Annotated in this window: 21 protein-coding genes; 8 read left to right on the plus strand and 13 right to left on the minus strand. The window is 43.3% G+C overall.

Translation table 11 applies throughout. The annotated features are described in order from the left end of the window. Positions 1-97: 97 nt before the first annotated feature. On the minus strand, positions 98-1,303 hold the full coding sequence (locus tag JWG45_RS00920; protein WP_205277912.1) for a PQQ-dependent sugar dehydrogenase: 1,206 nt from the start codon (positions 1,301-1,303) through the stop codon (positions 98-100). Between the two features lie 181 nt (positions 1,304-1,484). Here JWG45_RS00920 and JWG45_RS00925 point away from each other — a divergent pair, with 181 nt between their 5' ends. Both JWG45_RS00925 and JWG45_RS00930 read left to right on the plus strand, forming a co-directional pair. Next, complete coding sequence (locus JWG45_RS00925; RefSeq protein ID WP_205277913.1) at positions 1,485-2,804, plus strand: radical SAM protein; 1,320 nt, start codon at positions 1,485-1,487, stop codon at positions 2,802-2,804. A gap of 199 nt (positions 2,805-3,003) precedes the next feature. Beyond that, positions 3,004-3,264, plus strand: a complete 261-nt coding sequence (locus tag JWG45_RS00930) for a hypothetical protein (RefSeq protein WP_205277914.1) — start codon at positions 3,004-3,006, stop codon at positions 3,262-3,264. 229 nt (positions 3,265-3,493) lie between these two features. Here JWG45_RS00930 and JWG45_RS00935 read toward each other — a convergent pair whose 3' ends face one another. Further along, the gene (locus JWG45_RS00935; RefSeq protein WP_205277915.1) at positions 3,494-3,814 is read right to left on the minus strand and encodes a hypothetical protein; all 321 of its coding nucleotides are present in this window, start codon (positions 3,812-3,814) and stop codon (positions 3,494-3,496) included. 419 nt (positions 3,815-4,233) lie between these two features. After that, positions 4,234-5,022 (minus strand): hypothetical protein, encoded by a 789-nt coding sequence (locus JWG45_RS00940; protein ID WP_205277916.1) that lies wholly within the window; start codon positions 5,020-5,022, stop codon positions 4,234-4,236. 397 nt (positions 5,023-5,419) lie between these two features. On the opposite strand from JWG45_RS00940, the gene JWG45_RS00945 reads away from it, so the two are divergent. After that, positions 5,420-6,007 carry a YceI family protein gene (locus JWG45_RS00945; protein WP_205277917.1) on the plus strand — a complete coding sequence of 196 codons (588 nt, stop codon included), beginning with the start codon at positions 5,420-5,422 and terminating at the stop codon, positions 6,005-6,007. Positions 6,008-6,120: 113 nt separating this feature from the next. Here the strand turns inward: JWG45_RS00945 and JWG45_RS00950 are convergent, their stop codons facing one another. Continuing rightward, complete coding sequence (locus JWG45_RS00950; protein WP_205277918.1) at positions 6,121-6,429, minus strand: LIC_10421 family protein; 309 nt, start codon at positions 6,427-6,429, stop codon at positions 6,121-6,123. Between the two features lie 200 nt (positions 6,430-6,629). Between JWG45_RS00950 and JWG45_RS00955 the strand changes: the two genes are divergently transcribed. Next, positions 6,630-6,785, plus strand: a complete 156-nt coding sequence (locus JWG45_RS00955; protein WP_205277919.1) for a hypothetical protein — start codon at positions 6,630-6,632, stop codon at positions 6,783-6,785. Between the two features lie 251 nt (positions 6,786-7,036). On the opposite strand, the gene JWG45_RS00960 is transcribed toward JWG45_RS00955, so the two are convergent. From JWG45_RS00960 to JWG45_RS00970, 3 genes are read right to left on the minus strand one after another with little or no spacing between them, the layout of a single operon-like run. Next, complete coding sequence (locus tag JWG45_RS00960) at positions 7,037-7,720, minus strand: TIGR00266 family protein (RefSeq protein WP_205277920.1); 684 nt, start codon at positions 7,718-7,720, stop codon at positions 7,037-7,039. A 12-nt stretch (positions 7,721-7,732) separates the two neighbouring features. After that, on the minus strand, positions 7,733-8,407 hold the full coding sequence (locus JWG45_RS00965; RefSeq protein ID WP_069607469.1) for a TIGR00266 family protein: 675 nt from the start codon (positions 8,405-8,407) through the stop codon (positions 7,733-7,735). Positions 8,408-8,422: 15 nt separating this feature from the next. Beyond that, entirely contained in the window at positions 8,423-9,088 is a 666-nt protein-coding gene (locus JWG45_RS00970) for a TIGR00266 family protein (RefSeq protein WP_205277988.1), read from the minus strand. A gap of 87 nt (positions 9,089-9,175) precedes the next feature. Between JWG45_RS00970 and JWG45_RS00975 the strand changes: the two genes are divergently transcribed. From JWG45_RS00975 to ptsP, 3 genes are all read left to right on the plus strand, one after another. Next, positions 9,176-9,844: an SDR family oxidoreductase gene (locus JWG45_RS00975; RefSeq protein WP_205277921.1), complete on the plus strand. Its 669-nt coding sequence runs from the start codon at positions 9,176-9,178 to the stop codon at positions 9,842-9,844. A 755-nt stretch (positions 9,845-10,599) separates the two neighbouring features. Beyond that, on the plus strand, positions 10,600-11,505 hold the full coding sequence (lpxC, locus tag JWG45_RS00980) for a UDP-3-O-acyl-N-acetylglucosamine deacetylase (RefSeq protein ID WP_205277922.1): 906 nt from the start codon (positions 10,600-10,602) through the stop codon (positions 11,503-11,505). A gap of 142 nt (positions 11,506-11,647) precedes the next feature. Continuing rightward, positions 11,648-13,390, plus strand: coding sequence for a phosphoenolpyruvate--protein phosphotransferase (gene ptsP / locus JWG45_RS00985; protein WP_205277923.1), 1,743 nt, complete (start codon positions 11,648-11,650; stop codon positions 13,388-13,390). On the opposite strand, the gene JWG45_RS00990 is transcribed toward ptsP, so the two are convergent. From JWG45_RS00990 to JWG45_RS01000, 3 genes are all read right to left on the minus strand, one after another. Further along, entirely contained in the window at positions 13,387-14,073 is a 687-nt protein-coding gene (locus JWG45_RS00990) for an LIC11631 family protein (protein WP_205277924.1), read from the minus strand. The two genes, ptsP and JWG45_RS00990, sit on opposite strands and share 4 nt — an antisense overlap. Positions 14,074-14,170: 97 nt before the next feature. Further along, entirely contained in the window at positions 14,171-16,216 is a 2,046-nt protein-coding gene (locus JWG45_RS00995; protein WP_205277925.1) for an AMP-dependent synthetase/ligase, read from the minus strand. Positions 16,217-16,377: 161 nt separating this feature from the next. Next, positions 16,378-16,875: a TlpA disulfide reductase family protein gene (locus JWG45_RS01000; protein ID WP_205277989.1), complete on the minus strand. Its 498-nt coding sequence runs from the start codon at positions 16,873-16,875 to the stop codon at positions 16,378-16,380. Between the two features lie 86 nt (positions 16,876-16,961). Between JWG45_RS01000 and JWG45_RS01005 the strand changes: the two genes are divergently transcribed. Beyond that, entirely contained in the window at positions 16,962-17,372 is a 411-nt protein-coding gene (locus JWG45_RS01005) for a hypothetical protein (RefSeq protein ID WP_205277926.1), read from the plus strand. On the opposite strand, the gene JWG45_RS01010 is transcribed toward JWG45_RS01005, so the two are convergent. The 3 genes from JWG45_RS01010 to JWG45_RS01020 are packed head-to-tail and all read right to left on the minus strand — an operon-like array spanning position 17,347 to position 19,847. Then, complete coding sequence (locus tag JWG45_RS01010; RefSeq protein WP_205277927.1) at positions 17,347-18,522, minus strand: glycosyltransferase; 1,176 nt, start codon at positions 18,520-18,522, stop codon at positions 17,347-17,349. The genes JWG45_RS01005 and JWG45_RS01010 overlap by 26 nt on opposite strands. A 13-nt stretch (positions 18,523-18,535) precedes the next feature. Then, positions 18,536-19,381: a 3'(2'),5'-bisphosphate nucleotidase CysQ gene (locus tag JWG45_RS01015; RefSeq protein WP_205277928.1), complete on the minus strand. Its 846-nt coding sequence runs from the start codon at positions 19,379-19,381 to the stop codon at positions 18,536-18,538. A 25-nt stretch (positions 19,382-19,406) separates the two neighbouring features. Further along, complete coding sequence (locus tag JWG45_RS01020; RefSeq protein WP_205277929.1) at positions 19,407-19,847, minus strand: LIC11625 family surface-exposed protein; 441 nt, start codon at positions 19,845-19,847, stop codon at positions 19,407-19,409. Between the last annotated feature and the right edge of the window lie 12 nt (positions 19,848-19,859).

Genomic DNA, 19,859 nt, shown 5'->3' on the forward strand with positions numbered 1-19,859 from the left:
CCATTTTCCTTAAGATTGGATTGATAACAGGACTGCGGTGGTGGCAGCCTCTATCTATGTTACACAACAGTCAATAGAATCTATTTTTCCATATCTTTCAATTTTTTTTTATGAAACGCAAGATATTTCCTGAGCTAAAATCAGCAAAATAGACTTCCCCGTTTGGATCCTGTCCAAAAGTGCTAATTTGGACAGAGGTTCGAAATAAAAGCGCATTCGAGATTTTTTTTCCGTCTTTTTGCCGCAAAACCCAGATTCTTCCCGTGACAAAGTCCCCGTAAACATAAGAACCCACTAATTGAGGCAGTTCCTTTCCTCTGTAAACGTATCCTCCGGTAATAGAATGCCCGTCGGGTCGGGGATATTCGTGAATCGGGTCTGCAATTCCGGGTAACGAGCAATTCGGATTGAATTGAAAACAGTGAAAACCCTCTTTGAGATTCCATCCAAAGTTTCCTCCTTTTCGAATCAGATCGATTTCTTCAAAGGAATTTTGTCCAACGTCGGCCAGATAGAGTTCTCCCGTCGCGGAATCAAAAGAGAATCTCCAAGGATTTCTCAGACCATAAGCCCAAATTTCCGGTAAGAATCCGGGTTTGTTTACGAAAGGATTGTCCTCCGGAACCTTGTAAGGAGCTCCCGAAGTTTTTACATTCGGTGTGATTCGAAGAAGTTTTCCAAGAAATGTCCCCGAGTTTTGTCCGTTCTTGTAAGGATCATTCGCTCCACCTCCGTCTCCAAAGCCGATATAGAGTTTTTGATCCGGACCGAAAGCGATCTGGCCTCCGTTGTGATTGGAATACGGTTGTTCCACTTTCAGAATGGTCCTCTTTGCATTTTCGATTCTTAGAATGGAATCCTGCATCCATTCAAATTCTAAGATCTTAGAATAATCCTTACCGTTTTCTTTTACAACAACGTGAACAAAAAATTTAGAATCGTTTGCAAAGTCCGGCGAAAACGCAAGTCCGAGCAGTCCTTCTTCCGAAAGAGTTTCGATCTGCCCGGTGAAATCCGCCCGGATCATTCTTTGTTTTTTCGCTACGTCAAATTCTACCACCTTTCCGCGTTTTTCTAAAACGATCATACGGTTTGAATCACCCGGAAAAAATTGAATGTCGGTCGGCTCTTGAAATCCACCTGCGACGGGAGAATACCAGGGCACGGAAGGAAGTTTGGATTGTTTGGAAATATTTTTAGAAGGAGCGGTTTTGGTTTTTGAAAAGAGGGAAACACCGGAAAGTGCGACTAAGGATAGAATGGCGAAGGATAAAACTTTGATTCCGAAATTCTGAAAAAACATACCTCTTTCCTACTCTTTCTATCCGATCGGTCAACAGGATTTCGCAAATCGAAAGAAAGTCTTTGGCGTGGATCGTCGTTTTTCCAAAAAAGGAATTTCTCAATTCGAAGGAAAAGCGGCTTTTCTCTCGCAAAAAACTGCGTGTAATTTCGGTTCCATCGGGAAGATTGTCTAATTAGAGATGGAAGTTACAGATTCAATCCGCCAAAGTTCTACCATTCCCCTCCTCGAAGAAATGGAGAGGAAATACAAATCGATTCCGATGGAAGCCATCGTAAAACAAGACATTCTGAGACAAGGAATTCACTTTCTCAAGGAAGCCTTCGAAGTTACGGGCGAATACAAGACGAAGGACTACTTTATATTCTCCTTTGATCATATTCCACTTTCTGAATTGAGCGAAGGGGCGGACGTAAAGGCTCCCGAGGAAATCAAAATTTCCGGTGGTCATTTCAATCTCCTTCCGACGATCATCTCCACAAGAAACAATCCGAATTCTCCATACAAAGTTAAAAAATCGCAGGATGGAAAGCCCGCCCTTTATCTCGGAGAAACGTTTTTAGGAAACGTGGAATTTCCTCCTCTTCCCGCTTGGTATCGTCACAAAACTCAGAACGGAAAACTTCCCGGTGAAATCGCGCCCGTGATCGAATGGGGATATCTCATCTATCTTACTGTTTTTAGAAACTGTCAGTATTTCGGTAAGGAAGAAGAATGCGCTTATTGCGATATCAATCATAACTATCGTCAACAGAAGAATGCAGGAAGACCTTACACCGGTGTAAAGGACATCGAAGACATCTTAGAAGTTTTATCCTGGATCGACGCGGAAGATAAAACCGCAAAAGTTTATACGATCACCGGCGGAAGTGTGATCACTTCTTTAAAGAAAAAGAATGAAATCGATTTTTACTTGGACTACGCGCAAGCGATCGAATCTCGATTTCCGGGAAGATGGATGGGAAAGATCGTTTCTCAGGCTTGGGAAATCGAGGACTGTAAAAAATTTAAGGAAGCCGGCATCCAAGTCTATCATCCCAACTACGAAGTCTGGGATAAAAATCTTTTTCAAAAAATCTGTCCCGGAAAGGAAGCCTATATCGGAAGAGACAATTGGATCCGAAGAGTTGTGGATTCTGCGGAAGTATTCGGTCCTTCCTATGTGATCCCGAACTTTGTGGGCGGCGTGGAACTTTCTAAACCTTACGGGTTTGATACCGTGGCGGAAGCGATCGCTTCCACAGGAGAAGGTCTCGACTTCTTTATGTCCAAGGGAATCATGCCTCGTTTTACAGCGTGGTGTCCCGAACCTTATACAACCTTAGGAACCCAGGCCGGTCCTCCTCTAGAATATTTCTGCGAACTCTTAACTGTCTGGAAAGCTACTTTCGAAAAGTATAATTTACCGGTTCCTCCGGGTTATGGAGAACCAGGTCCGGGAAAGGCTGTGTTTTCGGTTTCGGCCTTTATGGACGTGATCGGTTACGCGGGAAGGAACTGAAGAATTCCTTTTTTCGGTTGTTGTTTCGCGGCAGGTTTTCAGATCTCATTTTGATTTCGATCTTTGCGAACAGGAAAGTTTTTTTCATTCCCTTTCTCTTCTACGAACTTAAAGTCCGATTGAAAACTTTTTAGGGGAACAACTCTCGTCGGAGCTGAATCTTTCTTACATCATAAGTTATCCGGATCTTCAAAAAAATATGTCGGAACTCCGACGCTCCACCGTAAAAGTCGCGGGCCCCACCCAAATTTCGGGTGGAGGGGTGGGTGGCGGAAAAATTCCGGAGACTTTCCTCTATCATAAAATCAAACTTTACGCAAGAAAAAATTCTCATGTAGGAACTCCTACAAAATATCTTGTCTCGAAACGATTCTCGTTCTATCTACTCTTAACTTGCGGGAAAGGGTATGCAAATTTCGGTTGGAAGGAATGGTCGCGGAAAAACTCCGACGGGCTTTAATATATCATAAAACTCTAATTTTACAAGTAAAAAGTCCGCATGCTACGAACTCCTACAAAACTCATTTTTGTAAGATGATTCTTGGTGTAGTTCTTTTCATCTCGTGGGTACGGATATGTATAGGAACTACGACGAGAACAAAATTCTTTCCCGGATTCAAATTCTGGCAGGATTTATAAACGTTTGAACTCCCCGACAAAATACCCGGCGGATTCAAATCCTACCTCTTTTAGAGTTTCCAGCGGCTTGGACGACCCAGATTGTGAAATCTTCCTGACGGAATGTGCATTGGATTGTGACGAAATCCAGAACCACCGTTTCCGATTCCATTCGTTCCATAGTTTGAATCATTTCTGTAATACCCTGGATATCCTGGACGATTCTGAAACCCGTAAGAAGAATATCTCCTGTAGCCGTCGCAATTCCCGGAATCGTTTCGGGCACAGTCGTTGTAATTTCTATACATATAAGGCTGACAACTCATTCCCAAAGAGATGAGAAGAACAAAAATCCCTATCGTTGGAAATCGTAACTTTGCATTCTCCATCATGGAACGCCTCCCTTGTCATTCTGCTCAATGACAAGAATCAGTTTACTCGAAAAAAAAATTTTCGTCGATAGGCAATTCCCGCATTGCGGAAACTACCTAACGTTCGAGGTGGAGCCCAAAGCGGGATTGGGTTAAATTTTCGGATCTTTCTCGGAAATATCGATTCGATACCGTTCAATAATATCTTCTGTTTCGATAAATTCTTTATAGAATCACAGTTAGGCGAATCCATATCTTCAGAAAAAGAGGTTTTCGAAAAATTCTTTTCCCTTTAGAATGAACTCCATTTTCGAAATTGGCCTCCGCTCCATGATTCTCTTGGCGAAGATTGCAAATAAACTTTTTCCCTTCAGAAATTCGTTCTGACCTGACTTCTTTTCCAACTCCTAAAATAGATTCAAAATGATTTCGACCCGATTCTATTTTGTAGAAGATTCCACTCGGTGTTCGTATTTTCTTTCCTCCGAAATTCCCTCCAGAAAAATGGAAACAGAGTAGCTACGAATCGAAAAGAAATCCAGGATCAAATCTTCCATTTCTTGCAGCATTTGCGGGTCGTCATTGTAGACCACTCCCGAAACTTCTATATCCTCCGAACCGTTTTTGGATTCGAAGACAAAATAATATTCTTCCCTCCTTTCAAAACAAAAAAGCTCGGAACTTCCATCGATTCGATACAAAGTTTTGTCCGTGTATTCCGAGTTGAGTCCGATAAAAAGAGCGCCCAGTGATAAGTCTTGGATGACTCCTTCAATTCTTCCCTTTCTTACAAAAAAGTCGCGGGAAAAAGGGTCGAAATAAAAACTCTCGAATTTCGAATTCAGTCTTTTTAACAATTCAATATGTCCGTCTTCTTTTGAAGGCTGAGTAAATATAATTTCCCCATTCTTTACGCAGAAACCTTCGTAGGAGCACTGCCCTCCAAAACAATTCACTGTGATATAAACAAAATTCTTCTCCGGAAAAAGTCTGCTGAATTCAACTGTTCTTTCATCCAGAGTAACCATGAGTTCCTCGATTTCATCCATTCGATCCGAAGCACATTCTCTCACCACTCGACTTCTATCGACTTGGGCTACAATTCCATGAAAATCGGAATGAAATTCTTTTACGTTCGCAATCTGAAAGAAATTATCCATTTCGACGATCAGATCCTTGTCCGAAACTTCCTCAAAATTCGTGATCATATTTTGTGAATAGTAACCCATTTTGATTCCTCAAAAAAACAACCAATCGAAACAAAAAGTTTGAATCCTATTCTATTAAGAGTTTGCTCGAAAATTTGTAATCATTCACAAAAGGGCCTTCTATTGAGATTTCATTTTCTTTTCGAGAGATGTTCCTTCGGTTACAAACGAGGAGACCGCAGTTTTGGACCTCGGAAAAATTCTAAAGGTTCGACTCGAACCGAAAGATGTTTTCGATGAATATGAAATCCGATCGGTCCTAAGTTTTTTAAAATACTTGGCTCCTCATTTGTCTCTTTTGCACAAAGGATTGCGTTTGGTTCCGTCTTTTGGAATTTTTAGAAAACATATTGAAATTCCGAAGAGAAAAAAGATTCTAAGCTTTATATATCCGTTCTTCGGGTAAGGAGCTTTCTGAATGAATTTAAGAAAAATTTCTTTTACGTTTCTATTGATTCTAATCTCACTCACGGGACTGCAAGCAGGGAATTTTAAGCTGGACCCGTCGCATACTTCCATCGGTTTTAAAATCAGACACCTGGGCTTAAACAATGTTCCCGGTTCTTTTAAGGAATTCCAAGGGAAGTTTAGCTTTGACGAAAAATCCGGCGCGCTTTCCGGATTGGACGTAACGATTCAAACCGCTTCGATTTTTACAAACGATGAAAAACGCGACGGACATTTGAAATCAAAAGATTTCTTCGATGTCGAAGGAACACCCACGATCACTTTCAAGTCTTCGAAAGGAACTGTGAAAAAAGGATCTGTTTCCAAAATCATGGGCGATCTTACGATCAAAGGTATTACAAAGCCGGTAGTCTTGAACGTAACTTTTAACGGTTCTGCGAAAGACCCGTGGGGAACCGTTCACTTCGCGTTCGAGGCGGAAACAAAAATTAACCGCAAAGACTTCGGACTTACCTGGAATAAGGCTTTAGAAACCGGAGGAGTTTTGGTGGGTGAAGAAGTTTCGATCAAAATCGAAGGTGAAGCGGTCGCAGAATAAAAGAAGAATCTGTTTTGAATCGTTAAAAAATAGATTCTAAAAACTGAATCTTTTAAATCTTGTTTCAAAACCAACCTCCCTTGTAAAATAAACGAGGGAGGTTTTTTTTACGTTTAGAGTTTCGACGCTTCTTTTTCGTATTCCATAGCTTCTTGGTTACAGTGATCCTCTAATTTTTTATACTTCTTATTCTCTTCGTTTGAAGAGGCCGCCTTACCACCTTGACTACGCATTGAAAGAGACCTATACTTTTCCGCCAGCTCCTTGTGATCCTTCGCTTTTTTTAGCAAATAGTCTTTGGCAATTTTCTTGAGTTCCGGATTGGTCGCCTCTTTTACCAACAACGCTTCCATTTCTGAAATAGCGAATATCCCGGTGGAAAAATGAACAAAAAAAAGCCCTAAGATTAAGATTTTTTTCACGGTATTATACTCCTAAATCGATTGACTCGACTTCATACTAGGCACCGCTTTTTCCAAGCAGGATATTGATTTTTTTTTATTATTTTATCGCAAGTTAGCTCATTCTATTTTTTGCATATAATCGTTGAGGTTTGTTATAGGATTCTTTAGAAAGGGCGACCCGTTTTAAATTGCCTTTCAAGAATTCAATTTGTTCTCAAATGGAGCAACAAACAAGAACGTTCTTTCAAAATCGAAATGAATCTCTTTACGAATTTACGGACTACGGACCTCCGATTCCATTCTTAGTAAGGCTCGTTTTTTCGGAATCAAACGAATTTAACGACCTGGATTTTAAAGATCCTTCGACCCTTTGAGTAACCCGAATTCCTTTTACAGAAAGAGAACCAGCAAATGTTCGTTTCATAAAAAACACAAAGAATATAAGTTTTTTAGAATATTCTATTTTACTGAAATTTTCGAACGCCGAATTTTTTGATATAAAATCGAATCAAATTAGAATTTCGAAAGCACGAAGGAGAAAGAAGAGGAATTTAAGAGGAGAGAATTGAGACGTTTTGCGTAGGACCCACCACGAAGGTGAATCCTACGTTTCTGCAAAAAAATTTTAGTTGGAAGAGGAAGATTTCTCCACTCTTCTCCATTGATTAGCCCAGCCTGCGAATGCGTTTTGATTTCTAGATTGAATATAAAGTTTACCGGTCCCGGAAAACACCGCGACCAAACCTTCCCCGCTCAAAAACAAAGACTTCAAACCGCCGACCTTTTGAATCGTATAGTTCAACGTTCCTTCAAAGCCCACGATATGACCGGTGTCCACGGTATATTGTCCGTTTACTTCGATCGTATGAATCGCACCGAAACTCGAAAAGAAAAGATCTCCCGCGCCGCTGACTTTCAAAAAGAAAAGGCCTTCTCCGGAAAAAAATCCTTTGAATCCGCCCCACTTGCTGTCGATGACCAAGGATTCGGAGCCGGCGACATACGCGCCTCGGCTGAGTATCAATTCTTCTCCTTTCATCTTGCGGTATTCGATATCGCCTTGGGTCTGACTTGTGAGAAAAAGTGTTCCGGTTCCGCCTTCCGACTTGAATGTGTTTTGGAAAAAAGATTCCCCGCTGAGTAACGCGCGTTTGGCGGAAGCCCAAATTCCACCTTCCGCCTTTGTCGCCATCTTCACGGTCGGACTCATCGCGACCATGGCACCGGATTCTGCACGGATGGTTTCTCCGTTCTCTAATTCCACTTGGATGATTGGAAAATCAGGTTTTAGTAATATTTCGTGTTTCACGATTCATTCTCCTTATCTTTTGATCGGAGGCAGTTGATTGCGGAACCAACTTCCTAAAGACGGAACGTTTCTGGATTGAATCCAAACCCTTCCTCTTCCTTTAAAACGAGCGACAAATCCTTCTCCACCCAAGAAAAAAGACTTCCATCCGCCGAACTTAGTCATCTCGTAGTTGAGTCCCTCGTCGAACGCGACGATATGCCCCGTATCCACGATCATCTCTCCATCGACTTGCAGGATATCGATTCCGCCGTAACTCGAAATGAGAAGAGGTCCATTACCGGAAAGTTTTAAGAAGAATAAAGATTCTCCGCTTATAAATCCTTTCAGACCTTGGAACTTGGTATCCATCTCGATGTTCGGAGAAGACGCGAGAAAGGAACTGGATTGAACATAAACGGTTCCGGCGAGATCGATCTTATCCACGTCGCCCGGAAGAGTAGGCGCAAGTAGAACTTCTCCGTTGCCGGAAGAAGCGGTGAACGTGTTCATCCAAAAGGATTCTCCTCCGAGGAACGCGGCTTTTAAACTTTTTAAGAATCCGCCCTGTTGTGCCTTGTGAGTTTGAATCGTGATTCCGTTGCTCATAGACATCATGGAACCCGACTCGGCTTTGATCGATTCTCCGCCTCCGAGAGTGACCTTTGCAAAGCTATATGATGGTTTGCTAAGAATTTCAATATTCATAATATTACCTTTTCCTTATTGAGGAAGGAGCCCCGTGAGCCAGGATAAGAATCCCGATGGAACCCGAGTCTGAATCAAAATCTTTCCGTGCCCGGAAAATTCCATTACCAGACCTTCTCCGCCGAAAAGAGTGGATTTCCAACTTCCTCCGGCCTTTCCAATTTTATACTGAAGAGTTTTGTCGAAAGCTACTACATGACCCGTATCGATCGTGTAAGCTCCTTGCACTTCGATCGGAAGAATGGCTCCGTACGAATTCAAAAAGAGCTTTCCGTTTCCCGTAACATCCAGAAGAAACACACCTTCCCCTCCCAAAAAGGAACGAAGGCCGCCGAACCTCGGCTTCATAGTGATCGTTTCGTCCGAAGCGAGATAGGCCCCAGCTTCTACGAGAAGTCCGTTGTCGGTAAGGTCGATTCCTACGACGTCGCCTGGAAGTTCCGGAGCAAAGCCGATTTCCGCGCCTGCGGAAGGAGCCTTGAAGATATTGAAGAAAAAGGATTCTCCGCCGAAAAATCGCCTGGAGAGTGCGGAAAGAAATCCGCTTCCCATTTTGGTTTCAACGTCGATCCCGGGGGTCATATAGACCATCGCGCCTGCTTCGGCTTTGATGGTTTCACCGGGGGACAATTTTACTTTTAGAAAAGAATACGAAGGTTTGTGGATGATCTCGTAATTCATAGAAGCAGCAATGTAAATAAATTGACCCAAACGTCAATCGAAAAGTGTTTTCAGGAGCGATTCAAAGAATTATATGGGAGGAATACTATGGCACAAAGAAACATATTCATCACGGGAACAAACCGAGGAATCGGATTGGAACTTACAAAACACTTTCTCTCCAAGGGGGATCAAGTATTCGCACTTTGCAGAAAAAGTTCCACCGAACTTGTCCGTCTAAAACCGACTCGAATCATCGAAGGAATTGACGTTCTCAATTCCGACTCCATCCAGGGTTTGAATTCCAAGATCTTAGATACAAAGATAGATATTCTGATCAACAACGCGGGGATATTGATTCCGGACAACCTGCAAACCCTCGATGAAGACAATATCCTCACGCAATTCTTAGTAAATGCGCTCGGGCCGCTGAAAGTTGTACACTCGCTTCTTCCTTCCCTCAAAACGAATGCGAAGCTCGTATTTTTGACGAGTAGAATGGGGTCCATCGCGGACAATAGCTCCGGCTCTTACTATGGATATCGAGCGTCCAAGGCCGCCCTCAACGCAATCGCCGTGAGCCTTGCAAGGGACCTCGCTCCCAAAGGGATTTCGGTCGGGATCTTCCATCCGGGAATGGTGGCAACGGAAATGACTGGAAGACAAGGAATATCTCCGGAAGAAAGTGTGTCTGGTTTAGCGGAGCGGATCGAGGCCCTCAATCTTGTGAATTCCGGTAAATTCTTTCATCAGAATGGAGAAGAATTACCTTGGTGAAAAATCTTTTTGGAAAATCAGAAGCGTCGTGAGTAAATTGTCCCTTTCCGGAGAATTTCTGCGAGAAACGGCCCTCCTTTTTCGAACCACATTCCGATATGCAACTCTCCCTCCCGCTGATCTTTGCTGACCCGCAAGGTGATTTGAATCTGTCGGAACTACGACGCTCTTCCGTAAAAGTTGCGCGGCCCCACCCTGATCTTGGGTGGAGGGGCGGGTGGCGGGAAAAATCCGGAAACTTTCCTCTATCACAAAATTCTAATTTTGCAAGCTAAAACCGCTGCGTAGGAACTCTTACAAATATTTCTCTTCTCAGGAAGCTCCTCGTTACAGTTCTCTCTCAACTTGTAGGTAAGGAAAAATCTGTCGAAATTCCCACAATTCCCTCCTTTTTTGGGGGGAGAAAGTTCTCGTTTTCGATTCAGCTCCCCCTCATTCTTTCGTAAAGATTGGAAGGAAGGATGGGACAATAACCTGTGTCCGAGTAGATACACTGTCGCAGAAAAGAGACAGTTCGTCAGAAATTTATTTCAAACTATGTCGCATTGGGCCCTAAACCCCGCCTGGTTAGCCGGAAAAAATAGATTTTAATACACCCTTTGGCATAGACCTTGCTTATATAGGATCAAAGAGTTCCCATCCAACCGAAAACCTCGGTAGAATCCTGGGACTTTTAGAATACGAAAAGCGAACTTCGACGATCCGCCGGATGTCCTTTTGAAAGGATCCAGTTGAGAAATCGAAAATGCACAACTATGAAAGAAACTATATATAGAAGATCCATTCAGGATACAGTTAGAATCAAAGGGATCGGGCTTCATTCCGGAAAGGAAGTAAACTTAGTCGCCCACCCTGCCCCATCTGGTACAGGAATCGTTTTTGAATATCGGAAAGGACAGGAAAAAGCCTCGATCCCGGCCGAACTTAGCAATGTAGTTGACACGAGCAATGCGACAACCCTAGGAGATGGACTTTATAAAATTCAAACCGTAGAACACCTTTTAGCGGCGGTTTACGCTCTGGGACTGACCGATCTCATTTTAGAAATCGACGCGGTAGAAGTTCCGATCATGGACGGCTCTTCCCTCCCATTTTTACAAGCCCTGGAATCCGTGGGAATCGTAGAATATCCTGAAATTGTAGAACCGATCTACGTGCAAAACCCGCTCTGGGTTGTGGACGGGGACAAATACCTCGTTCTTCTACCGAGCGACGAACTCAAGGTTACCTACACGATCGACTTCAACCATCCCCTTCTCAAAGGACAAAGTATCACGATCGCTTTGGACAGAGAAAAGATCAAACAAGAGATTCTCCCTGCCAGAACCTTCGGGTTCTTAAAAGACGTGGAGGCTCTCCAAGCCAGGGGACTGGCGATGGGCGGATCCCTGGACAACGCGATCGTACTCACACAGGACGGATATTTGAACCAGCAGCTTCGTTTTGAAAACGAATGCGTTCGTCACAAGATTCTGGATCTTTTCGGAGACATTTCGATCGCCGGACGTCCGATCATAGGTCATTATCTCGCTTCCAAGGCAGGACATGCGTTGGATATCTCCATGGCAAAATTGGTGATGAGCAGCGTTACCGGAGACGAGATCAGCAAATACAAAAGTCGAAGAACCCCACTTTTCAAAAGAAAAGCGGCGATCGTCTAAAAAACCTTTTTTCCTCGGTCGGTCTTTTGGGAAAGGTCGAAACTCGCCTTCTCCCTGGGTTTCCCTTTTTTAGAAAAGAATTGTCAGATTCTTCTTTTCAAGAATCCTGTAGTCGAGTTTAACTCGGAAATCCACTCTATAAATGATCCCCTCCAAACGGACAGTTTTCACCGGAATCACAGCTTTCCCGGGAAAACTATACGGTAAGGTTCTAAAAACCGGTAAAAAAAGGAATACGATCCTCACCGGAACCTACGTCCACGAATCCTCAAAGGAGGAGGAAATCAGAAAGTTCAAAACGGCTTTGGAAGAAAGTCTGGAAAGTCTTCGGATTCTAATCACTTCCGTCGAATCCTCCGGTCCCGACCACAAAGAGGTTCAAGAAATTTTAGAAACTCAGGCGATGATTTGTTCCGATCCGAGTCTTTCCACTTCGGTTCAAAAAAGAATATTGGACCTGGGAGAGAACGCAATCCTCGCGGTTCAAAACGTAACCCACGAGATAACCGAAAAATTCCGCGCGATGGAGAATGAATTCTTCCGGGAAAGAGTGGATCATTTTCAGGACGTCTCGAATCGATTGATCGAATTTATTGCGGGAAAAAAGGAAGAAGATTCTTTTTTATCGGGTTTGAAAGAGGATCTCATCTTAGTCGCGAGAGAACTCACACCTTCTCAGATGATTCTTATGGATAAGACTAGAATTCGTGGAATTGCTACGGACCTGGGAGGAAAAACGGGACACATGGCGATTCTCGCCAGAAACTACGGAATTCCTACGGTTGTGGGTTTGAAAGATTTTTCCACCTATGTGCGCGACAACGAATTCATATTCTTAGATGCAGAAGGAGGGAACGTCGTACGTTTTCCGACTTTAGAAGAGGTAAAATATTACGGTTTTTCTTCGACGTATCCGGTGGAAGAAAGCGGAGCCAAAAAAACTCGAGCCGTAAGCAAGGACGGAATCCGGGTCAAAATCAAATGTAATTTAGAATCCGAACTCGACTGCGAACAGGCGATTCGTTCCGGAGCGGAAGGAGTCGGTCTTTTTCGAAGCGAATCCCTATTCTTAAAATATCAGGACAGCAACGTCTCCGGAGAAGAGCAGTTCCGCGCTTACAAAGCGATTGCGGAAGGAATGGAAGACAAACCCGTTACGATCCGCACCTTTGATATCGGCGCCGATAAGTTCTCGACCGGAGAAGAAGAGGAAAATCCCTTTTTGGGAAACAGAGGAATTCGATACTCCCTTTCCAATCCGGAATGGTTCAGTGAACAGCTAACGGCGATTTTGCGAGCATCGGCTTTTGGGAACGTAAGCATACTCCTTCCGATGATCACCGGTCCCGCCGAGATCGTCAAAACCAAGGAACTTTTGGAAGAATGCAAACGCAAACTCAGCGCTCAAAAAGAGAAGTTCAACAAGAAGATAAAAGTGGGAGTGATGATCGAAACTCCCGCTGCGGTTTCCGCCTTGGATTTGATCGCGAGAGAAGCAGATTTTTTTTCGGTGGGAACTAACGATCTTTTACAATACATCATGGCGGTGGACCGAAACAACATCCACGTTTCTTCACTTTACAATCCTTATCACATCGCTTTTTTGAGAGCTTTGATTCGAATCGTGGAAGTTTCGAGGGACTATGACAAACCTCTGGGAATTTGCGGAGAACTCGCTTCGGATACGAACTTTACGATCTTCTTAATCGGAATCGGAATCCGTGACCTTTCGGTTTCTATTCCCTTCTTAAACCCAATCCGAAAGATCATCCGTTCTATCTCCCTGCATCAGGCGGGAACCTTGGTCAAAAAAGTCATCGAACTTTCGGAAGAGGAAAACTACGAGAACATCGAGGCTTTCCTCTTCAGCAAACATTTGAGTTAAGAAATTTCCCTTTCTAAAATCAAAAAAACAAAAGAATCCCAGACCTTTTCCTTCTCCTGAAAGAAAACCGGACCTAAGGTTTCCTGATCCTTTTTTAAACAAAGGTAAGAATGTTTATCCGTCCGAAGAAAAAACTTTCCGCAGGTCCCGGAGAGAGTTTGAATCAGATCCTTTAAGAGTTTTGGCAGATTTTTTTCGTCTTCGGGAAGGGAAACTCCGGTCATCAGAATTTCATGATTCTCCCACGTCCCAAAAATAGAAACAGCTTTCGGATTCCATTCCTCGAACAATTCCTTTTCATAAGACGCCAAGGCCGGGTTAAGTATATTATGGATTTCAGAATTCATTGAGAGTGGAAATTCCTTTCCGACAACTCTGGGAACAAAACCTTCCGTCTTAAACTGTTTCCAATTTTCAAATCCGTCGATCTTCGAAAGCCCTCTTACAAATCCGGGAGTGAAACCACCGACGGTGATCGCATTTTGGGTAAGGTTGGAGATAAGAATCGAACGCATACAAAGAAAACCCAGATTGTACGGTGAAAATTGTGAAACCTGGGAAAAGTTCCAGAACTCGTTTTCTCTCATCGAAGAAAGATAAAGATTGTCCAGTGCGTATAAGTCTCCGTGTCCCGAGGGGGAAAATACCGAGGATTTCTGGAGTTGTTTCTGAGTGCCGGCCATATACTTTTTCTATCGGTACAGGGACGATTTCTCCGAAGAAATAAAAAAGCCAGCCTTTGAGGGCTGGCTTTTCCAATTCGAGAAAGATCGAAAAATTCTAATCTTGGTTGGTAGAGTAGATTTTTTTGATCTTATCGATGTATTTTTCGGTGATCACGTGACGTTTCATTTTCATCATATTGTTCAACTCTTCGCCCACTTCAAAAGGTTTCGAGATAATGATAAAAGGAGTCACTTGTTCAAACGATTTGAATCCGTTTTTCGTATTGTTGAGAGCTTTGATCTCTTTTCTAAAGAGGTCATAGACCTTCGGATTTTCGATCAGTTTTTCGTTGCTCGATTCGTTGATTCCGTTTTCTTTTGCCCATTCTTGGAGCTTTTCGAAATCCGGAACGATGATCGCGCCTAAATTCTTCTGGTCCTGACCGATTACCATACACTGACTGATATAGGCTGATTCCTGAAGTTTGTTTTCGATCGGAACCGGCTCCACGTTTTCTCCGCCCAAAAGTACGACGGTATCTTTCGCGCGACCGGTAAGAGTGAGGGTTTTTTTGAAGTTGATCATCCCCATATCACCGGTGTTCATCCAACCGTCTTGGATCGCTTTTGAAGTCGCCTCTTCGTTTTTGAAATACCCTTTCATCACTTGAGGCCCTTTTACAAAGACTACACCTTTCTGACCGAGTTTTCCTTGTGAAATCTTGCCTTCTTCGTCGATCTCGGTGAGAACTACGTTGTTATCGTTGCGAATCTGGAGTCTTGTTTTTGGAACCACAACGCCCACGGATCCAATGATGAGTTTTTCAAACGTTCTGACGGAAATTACGGGAGAAGTCTCCGTCATTCCGTAACCTTCTAAAACGTTGATTCCGATATTTCCAAAAAACTCATCCACGTGTCTTGGAAGCGCTCCCCCGCCGGAGATAGAGGCCTTGAGTTGTCCGCCCGTAGCCGCTCTGATCTTTGCGAGAACGATTCTGTCCAGTGTAAAACTGTTCAAAAGAACGGCAAGACCCGCGATCGTATAGAGTGGAGAAGTCAGGAAATACAAATCCGTCCCTGCGAAATAGGCGCCTAACGCGCCTGCGATGACGGTCAGTGTAAACGGACCGGTCAACAGAAATTGAAGGAACATCAAAATTCCGTAAAAGAAAGATTTGATCGGATTTCTGCCGCGATAATCTACTTGGACACCTTTCAAAAAACGAACCGCTTGGTTCTTCTTGCTTGAAAAAAAGTAAGCGAGTTTGAAAAGACCTCTGCGAAGCGCAGGAGTCTGAGCCGGGTCGTTGATTCTTGTATAAATCCCGTTGTAGATGTTCTCCCAAAGTCTTGGAGCTGAACCCATAAACGTCGGCTTTACGGTAGCCAAATCTTGACGAAGATCTCTTACATTCGTATAGTATGTCGCCGCTCCCAGTCCGAGACAAACGTATTCGACTACCCTTTCAAATACGTGCCAAATCGGAAGAATGGAAAGGAGACGAGCGCTCGGTTGAATATTCAACATCGGGCTCACGTGGTTTACCTGGTGCATCATGTTGGAATGTTTCAACATAACACCTTTCGGAAGTCCCGTAGTTCCCGAAGTGTAGATCAAAGTGAAAAGGTCTTCGGCTTGAATTGCGGCGATTCTTTCTTCCGCTTTTCTGGATCCGCCGGCTCTCAGTTTTTTTCCCTTTTCTATGAGGTCCTGCATCTTTAATACGCCGGGCGCGGTGCTCGTTGGATCCATCATGATGATGGTCTTTACGTTGTTGAGCTGCGATTTATTTCTGTTAAACTTCTCGAGCATCTTATCGTTTTCTATAAAAACGACTTCCACTTCCGAGTGATTGAGAATATAAACAATTTCAGAATCTGTAATATCGGTTCCGCGAGGAACATCTGCGGCCCCCGACAGGATTACACCGTAATCCGCGATGATCCACTCAATCCGATTGTCCGCGATCAAACCAACTCTTTGTCTTTGTTGAACGCCTAATTCGATCAAGGCTTCCGCAAGCTGGATGCCTTGTTCGTACAACTGACCATACGTCGTTGGAGAATATTCCTTTTTGGAATCTTTCGAGAAGAAAGCCGGTAGGTCCCGGAATTTTTCCGCAGATTCACGAAATAGCTGGGCTAAGTTTTCCGCCATGAAACTCATTCACTCCTGATATCTTTAATTCAATACAACTTAGGGAATCCGGCAAGATCTCGCCGGCAAGGATTCAAAGTTAAATAGGGAAGCTAAGAAATAAACCCTTTTTTTTGAGCCTCTTTCGAGAAGGCCTTATTTATTTACTGCGTTATACAATACTATGGTGCAGTGAACCAATTGGAAAAATGAGCTCTGAGTTTTGGATAGTCCCTTTCTTGAATTCCATATTGAATTTTCAAAAGTTTCCCGGAAGCGCTGAATACAAGGAGGGCCGGTTGACCTTCCACCTTGTATTCGTTGATCAGCGCAAAGTCTCGATCCACAAAAGAGGGATAGGTGATCCCGAAATCCCGAGCCGCTTTGATGTGTTCGTCTTTGGTGAGCTCAGGTTCCGTGTTGATCCCCAAAAGAACCCCATTCTTACCTTGCAAATCCTTGGAAAGTTTTTCCAAAACCGGAACCGCTTCCTTACAAGGCTCACACCAAGAAGCCCAGACGTCCAAAAGCAAAACCTTTCCTTTGTATTCCTGAAGACTTGTCAGCCGACCGTCAAAGTCGGAAAGTTTGAGCTTGTAAAGAATGGATTCTTCAGTGGAGGAATGGCAGGCGGAAACAAAACTCAAAAGAAAAATAAAAAGAAAACGTGTTAGAAACATCTCTAACATCTTCCAAAAATCGACAAGAATGTAAATGGAAAAAATCTTCCCAACCGGATGCACCCTTTCAAACTAGGATCACGCCAGTGAATCCAGTTTTTTATAATTACTTTTCGGGTCCGGAGGAATTCTTAACGTATCTTACGAAGGATCGATTCGGAGGTTCCGGAATGATCTCGACCCCCGTTCCTAAAGAACCGTATTTTACGGAAACCAATCGCAAAGCAAGACTGGAACTTCAAGAGAATCAGATTCGGATTCTTTTGAAAGGAAAAGAGACCGTGAAGACTCTTTCGATCCCGTTGTATGGAAATTCAAAAAAGAATATCCTCGAGTTTTTGCCGGACTATTTGAGTTTTAAGAACGGAGAAGAGGAATTTACGGTTCGTCTTCAACCCTTGGATCGAAAGAGAATTCATCTTCAAATCGATTCTAAGATCGGGTTGGAATTTTCGGGCACTCTTGCCAGACTTAAAGGCTGGAGGAAATGGTTTTAACCTTTAGAACTTCCCGAATTTGATTCGCGATCGTTTTTGCCGCTGCGCTCCGATAGAATTTTCGAAGATCCACCTTTTTACCAGGATAGGGTTTTTTCGAAAAATCCAAAAGCGCTTTCACCCAAAGATCCTGTTCCAATTTTAAATACTGAATCCGATTTCCGCCGATTTCCCGAAACACGGAAAGATCGGTAACGATCGCCGGCTTTTGCAGGCTCAAAGCTTCTAAAAGGGGGATTCCAAATCCTTCGTATAAGGAAGAAAATAAAAAAAGAGAACATTTTTTATACATGTGAGCGAGTTCCACATCGGTCGGACTTTCGATCCAATGGATTCCGATTTCTTTGCTTTTATCGCTTCGGAGTGTCTCGATAAATTCCGGATCTTCCCAGCCTGCCTTACCGCCGATCACCCAAGAAAACTTCTGACTTGGCTTTACATATTTAGAATATTCTAAATATGTTTTATACAGAAAAGAATAATTCTTACGGGGTTCTACCGTAGAAACGGAAAGAAAGTATTTTTTTGGAAGCGAATCCACGCGTTCTCCCGGTTTTTTCCTTAAGAGACCTTGAAACTCTGAAAGTTCGATTCCGGGATAGACCACTTGCATCTTTTCCAAAGGAATGTGGAAGAATTCCGAGACTTCGTTTCGGGTGGATTCCGAAATCGGGAGCAGTTTGTCCGCGCGGCGGATGGAACGGGAAAGATAGAATTTTTGCTGCAGCCTCGCGAGAGTTCTCATCGTTTCCGGAAAACGATAGGCTACCAGATCGTTATAAGTCAGAACGGTCGCGGTTTTTTGGGAAAGAAACGGAGGAAAAACCTGTTGTGTTCCCCAAAAAAGGTCCAGCTGGATCTTTCGAAGTTGAAGAGGAAGCGCGATCGCAAAATAGATTCCCCCTTTTTTGGAAAGAATCCCCTCACCTTTGATAAACGTAATTCCTGGAAGTTTTAGAAGATCCGCGTAACTCGGATGCAGATCCCTGTGTGAAAAAAGATAAAATTCTAATCCGGGGTCTTTTCCCAGATCCAGTAGCGCGCTGTGAATCATCTTTCCCACGCCGGAGACCGGAGTAGAAAACGGCCTTGCGTCTACGCCGATTTTTATCTTACGAATCGGAATATTCGAATATTCTTTTTTACTCATAGAGCTCTATGATTCAATTCCAATCAGTCAGACTGGATTGAAAATACGTTTTTGAATTTGTCCAGAGTTGATCCAATGACTCGGAGTGACCCGCGATCAAACCTTCACCTCGCCCGGAAACGGTTTGAAACTGAAACGGCTTAGAGGATTGAATCTCTAGATCCGAACCTCCGGAAGCCCTTACAAGAGCGATTCCTGCACAAACGTCCCACTCATTTTTCGGTTTGAGAGAAAGGGAAATCGAGGCGATCCCCGCGGCCACAAGCCCGAGTTTATAAGCGATAGAACCCATAGAGGCGAATTTCCAATCGTAAGGAAGCATTTCTTGTTTAAAAAGCCCGTCCCTTTCTTCGTTCCTAGAAATGAGAATCGTTTTTACGGGTGTGTGTGAGCTTAGTTTTTTGGAAAATCGTTTGAAATCGATTTCGTAAGAATCGGGTATCGAAGTAAATTTCAGATAATCGACTCCCACACTTTCGTCTCCAAAAATCAATTCCCCCGTTACCGGATTTAGGATCACGCCGAGGACCGCTCGTCCTTGAACGGACAATCCCAGGCTGATCGCAAATTCCGGATTCTTATGAACAAATTCTCGGGTTCCGTCGATCGGATCCAAAATCCAAGCCGCCGGAAGTATGGAAATGTTTTTCCTTTCCTTATCTTCTTCCGATAGAACCGGTATCTTCGTTGATTGAAGAATTTCCGCGATTAAGGCGCCGGCCTTGAGATCGGCCTCGGTGACAGGATCGTTTCCGCCCTTGTCCGTGACTTTAAAATCCGTATGATAGATTTCTAATACGATTTTGCCCGCTTCCAAGACGGAATTGACGGCGGGCTGAAGAAATTGAATCGAATCCAAAAAATAAATACTCAGTAAAGAAAAATCACTTACCGGGTTTTACTTCGGGAGTGGCGGCGTTTTCCTTATGAGGATCGTCCAAGTTTTCCGGACGGATATAAAAAACTTCGTTTTCAGGAGTTTGAAGATAGATTTCAGGATCCATTTTGTAGCTATAGAAAAAAAGGAATTTCTTGTATTTTACATAAACAGTGTAAGTTCCCTTTTGAGGTTCATACAACATCGTCTCGAGATTGAGATCTTTCGTGATTTCCTTGTATTCCAGATATCTGTGATGAAGGGTATATTTTACGGCGGAAAGGAGATTTTTTTCGAGGGTCGCTTTTTTGAAAGCGTCCGAAATTTTGATGTTCTTGTTAAATTCTTCCACTTTGTTGAATTCTTCCACAACACCTTGAGACTTTCCTGCGTACATACCTGAAGAGGCAATGAGAAGCAATAGAGTTAGCACGAATATTTTCTTCATCTGGGTTTCCTG

The sequence above is a fragment of the Leptospira ainlahdjerensis genome (assembly GCF_016919175.1).
Classification (GTDB): Bacteria; Spirochaetota; Leptospiria; order Leptospirales; family Leptospiraceae; genus Leptospira; species Leptospira ainlahdjerensis.

Excerpts from the sequence above, each read along its gene's own strand:
- JWG45_RS01010 (WP_205277927.1), bottom strand. The coding sequence starts at position 18,522 with ATGAGTAAAAAAGAATATTCGAATATTCCGATTCGTAAGATAAAAATC.
- JWG45_RS00925 (WP_205277913.1), top strand. The coding sequence starts at position 1,485 with ATGGAAGTTACAGATTCAATCCGCCAAAGTTCTACCATTCCCCTCCTC.
- JWG45_RS00955 (WP_205277919.1), top strand. The coding sequence starts at position 6,630 with ATGGAGCAACAAACAAGAACGTTCTTTCAAAATCGAAATGAATCTCTT.
- JWG45_RS00990 (WP_205277924.1), bottom strand. The coding sequence starts at position 14,073 with ATGGCCGGCACTCAGAAACAACTCCAGAAATCCTCGGTATTTTCCCCC.
- lpxC (WP_205277922.1), top strand. The coding sequence starts at position 10,600 with ATGAAAGAAACTATATATAGAAGATCCATTCAGGATACAGTTAGAATC.
- JWG45_RS00965 (WP_069607469.1), bottom strand. The coding sequence starts at position 8,407 with ATGAATATTGAAATTCTTAGCAAACCATCATATAGCTTTGCAAAGGTC.
- JWG45_RS00975 (WP_205277921.1), top strand. The coding sequence starts at position 9,176 with ATGGCACAAAGAAACATATTCATCACGGGAACAAACCGAGGAATCGGA.
- JWG45_RS01000 (WP_205277989.1), bottom strand. The coding sequence starts at position 16,875 with ATGTTTCTAACACGTTTTCTTTTTATTTTTCTTTTGAGTTTTGTTTCC.
- JWG45_RS00970 (WP_205277988.1), bottom strand. The coding sequence starts at position 9,088 with ATGAATTACGAGATCATCCACAAACCTTCGTATTCTTTTCTAAAAGTA.
- JWG45_RS00930 (WP_205277914.1), top strand. The coding sequence starts at position 3,004 with ATGTCGGAACTCCGACGCTCCACCGTAAAAGTCGCGGGCCCCACCCAA.
- ptsP (WP_205277923.1), top strand. The coding sequence starts at position 11,648 with ATGATCCCCTCCAAACGGACAGTTTTCACCGGAATCACAGCTTTCCCG.
- JWG45_RS00935 (WP_205277915.1), bottom strand. The coding sequence starts at position 3,814 with ATGATGGAGAATGCAAAGTTACGATTTCCAACGATAGGGATTTTTGTT.
- JWG45_RS00945 (WP_205277917.1), top strand. The coding sequence starts at position 5,420 with ATGAATTTAAGAAAAATTTCTTTTACGTTTCTATTGATTCTAATCTCA.
- JWG45_RS00940 (WP_205277916.1), bottom strand. The coding sequence starts at position 5,022 with ATGGGTTACTATTCACAAAATATGATCACGAATTTTGAGGAAGTTTCG.
- JWG45_RS01020 (WP_205277929.1), bottom strand. The coding sequence starts at position 19,847 with ATGAAGAAAATATTCGTGCTAACTCTATTGCTTCTCATTGCCTCTTCA.
- JWG45_RS00920 (WP_205277912.1), bottom strand. The coding sequence starts at position 1,303 with ATGTTTTTTCAGAATTTCGGAATCAAAGTTTTATCCTTCGCCATTCTA.
- JWG45_RS00995 (WP_205277925.1), bottom strand. The coding sequence starts at position 16,216 with ATGGCGGAAAACTTAGCCCAGCTATTTCGTGAATCTGCGGAAAAATTC.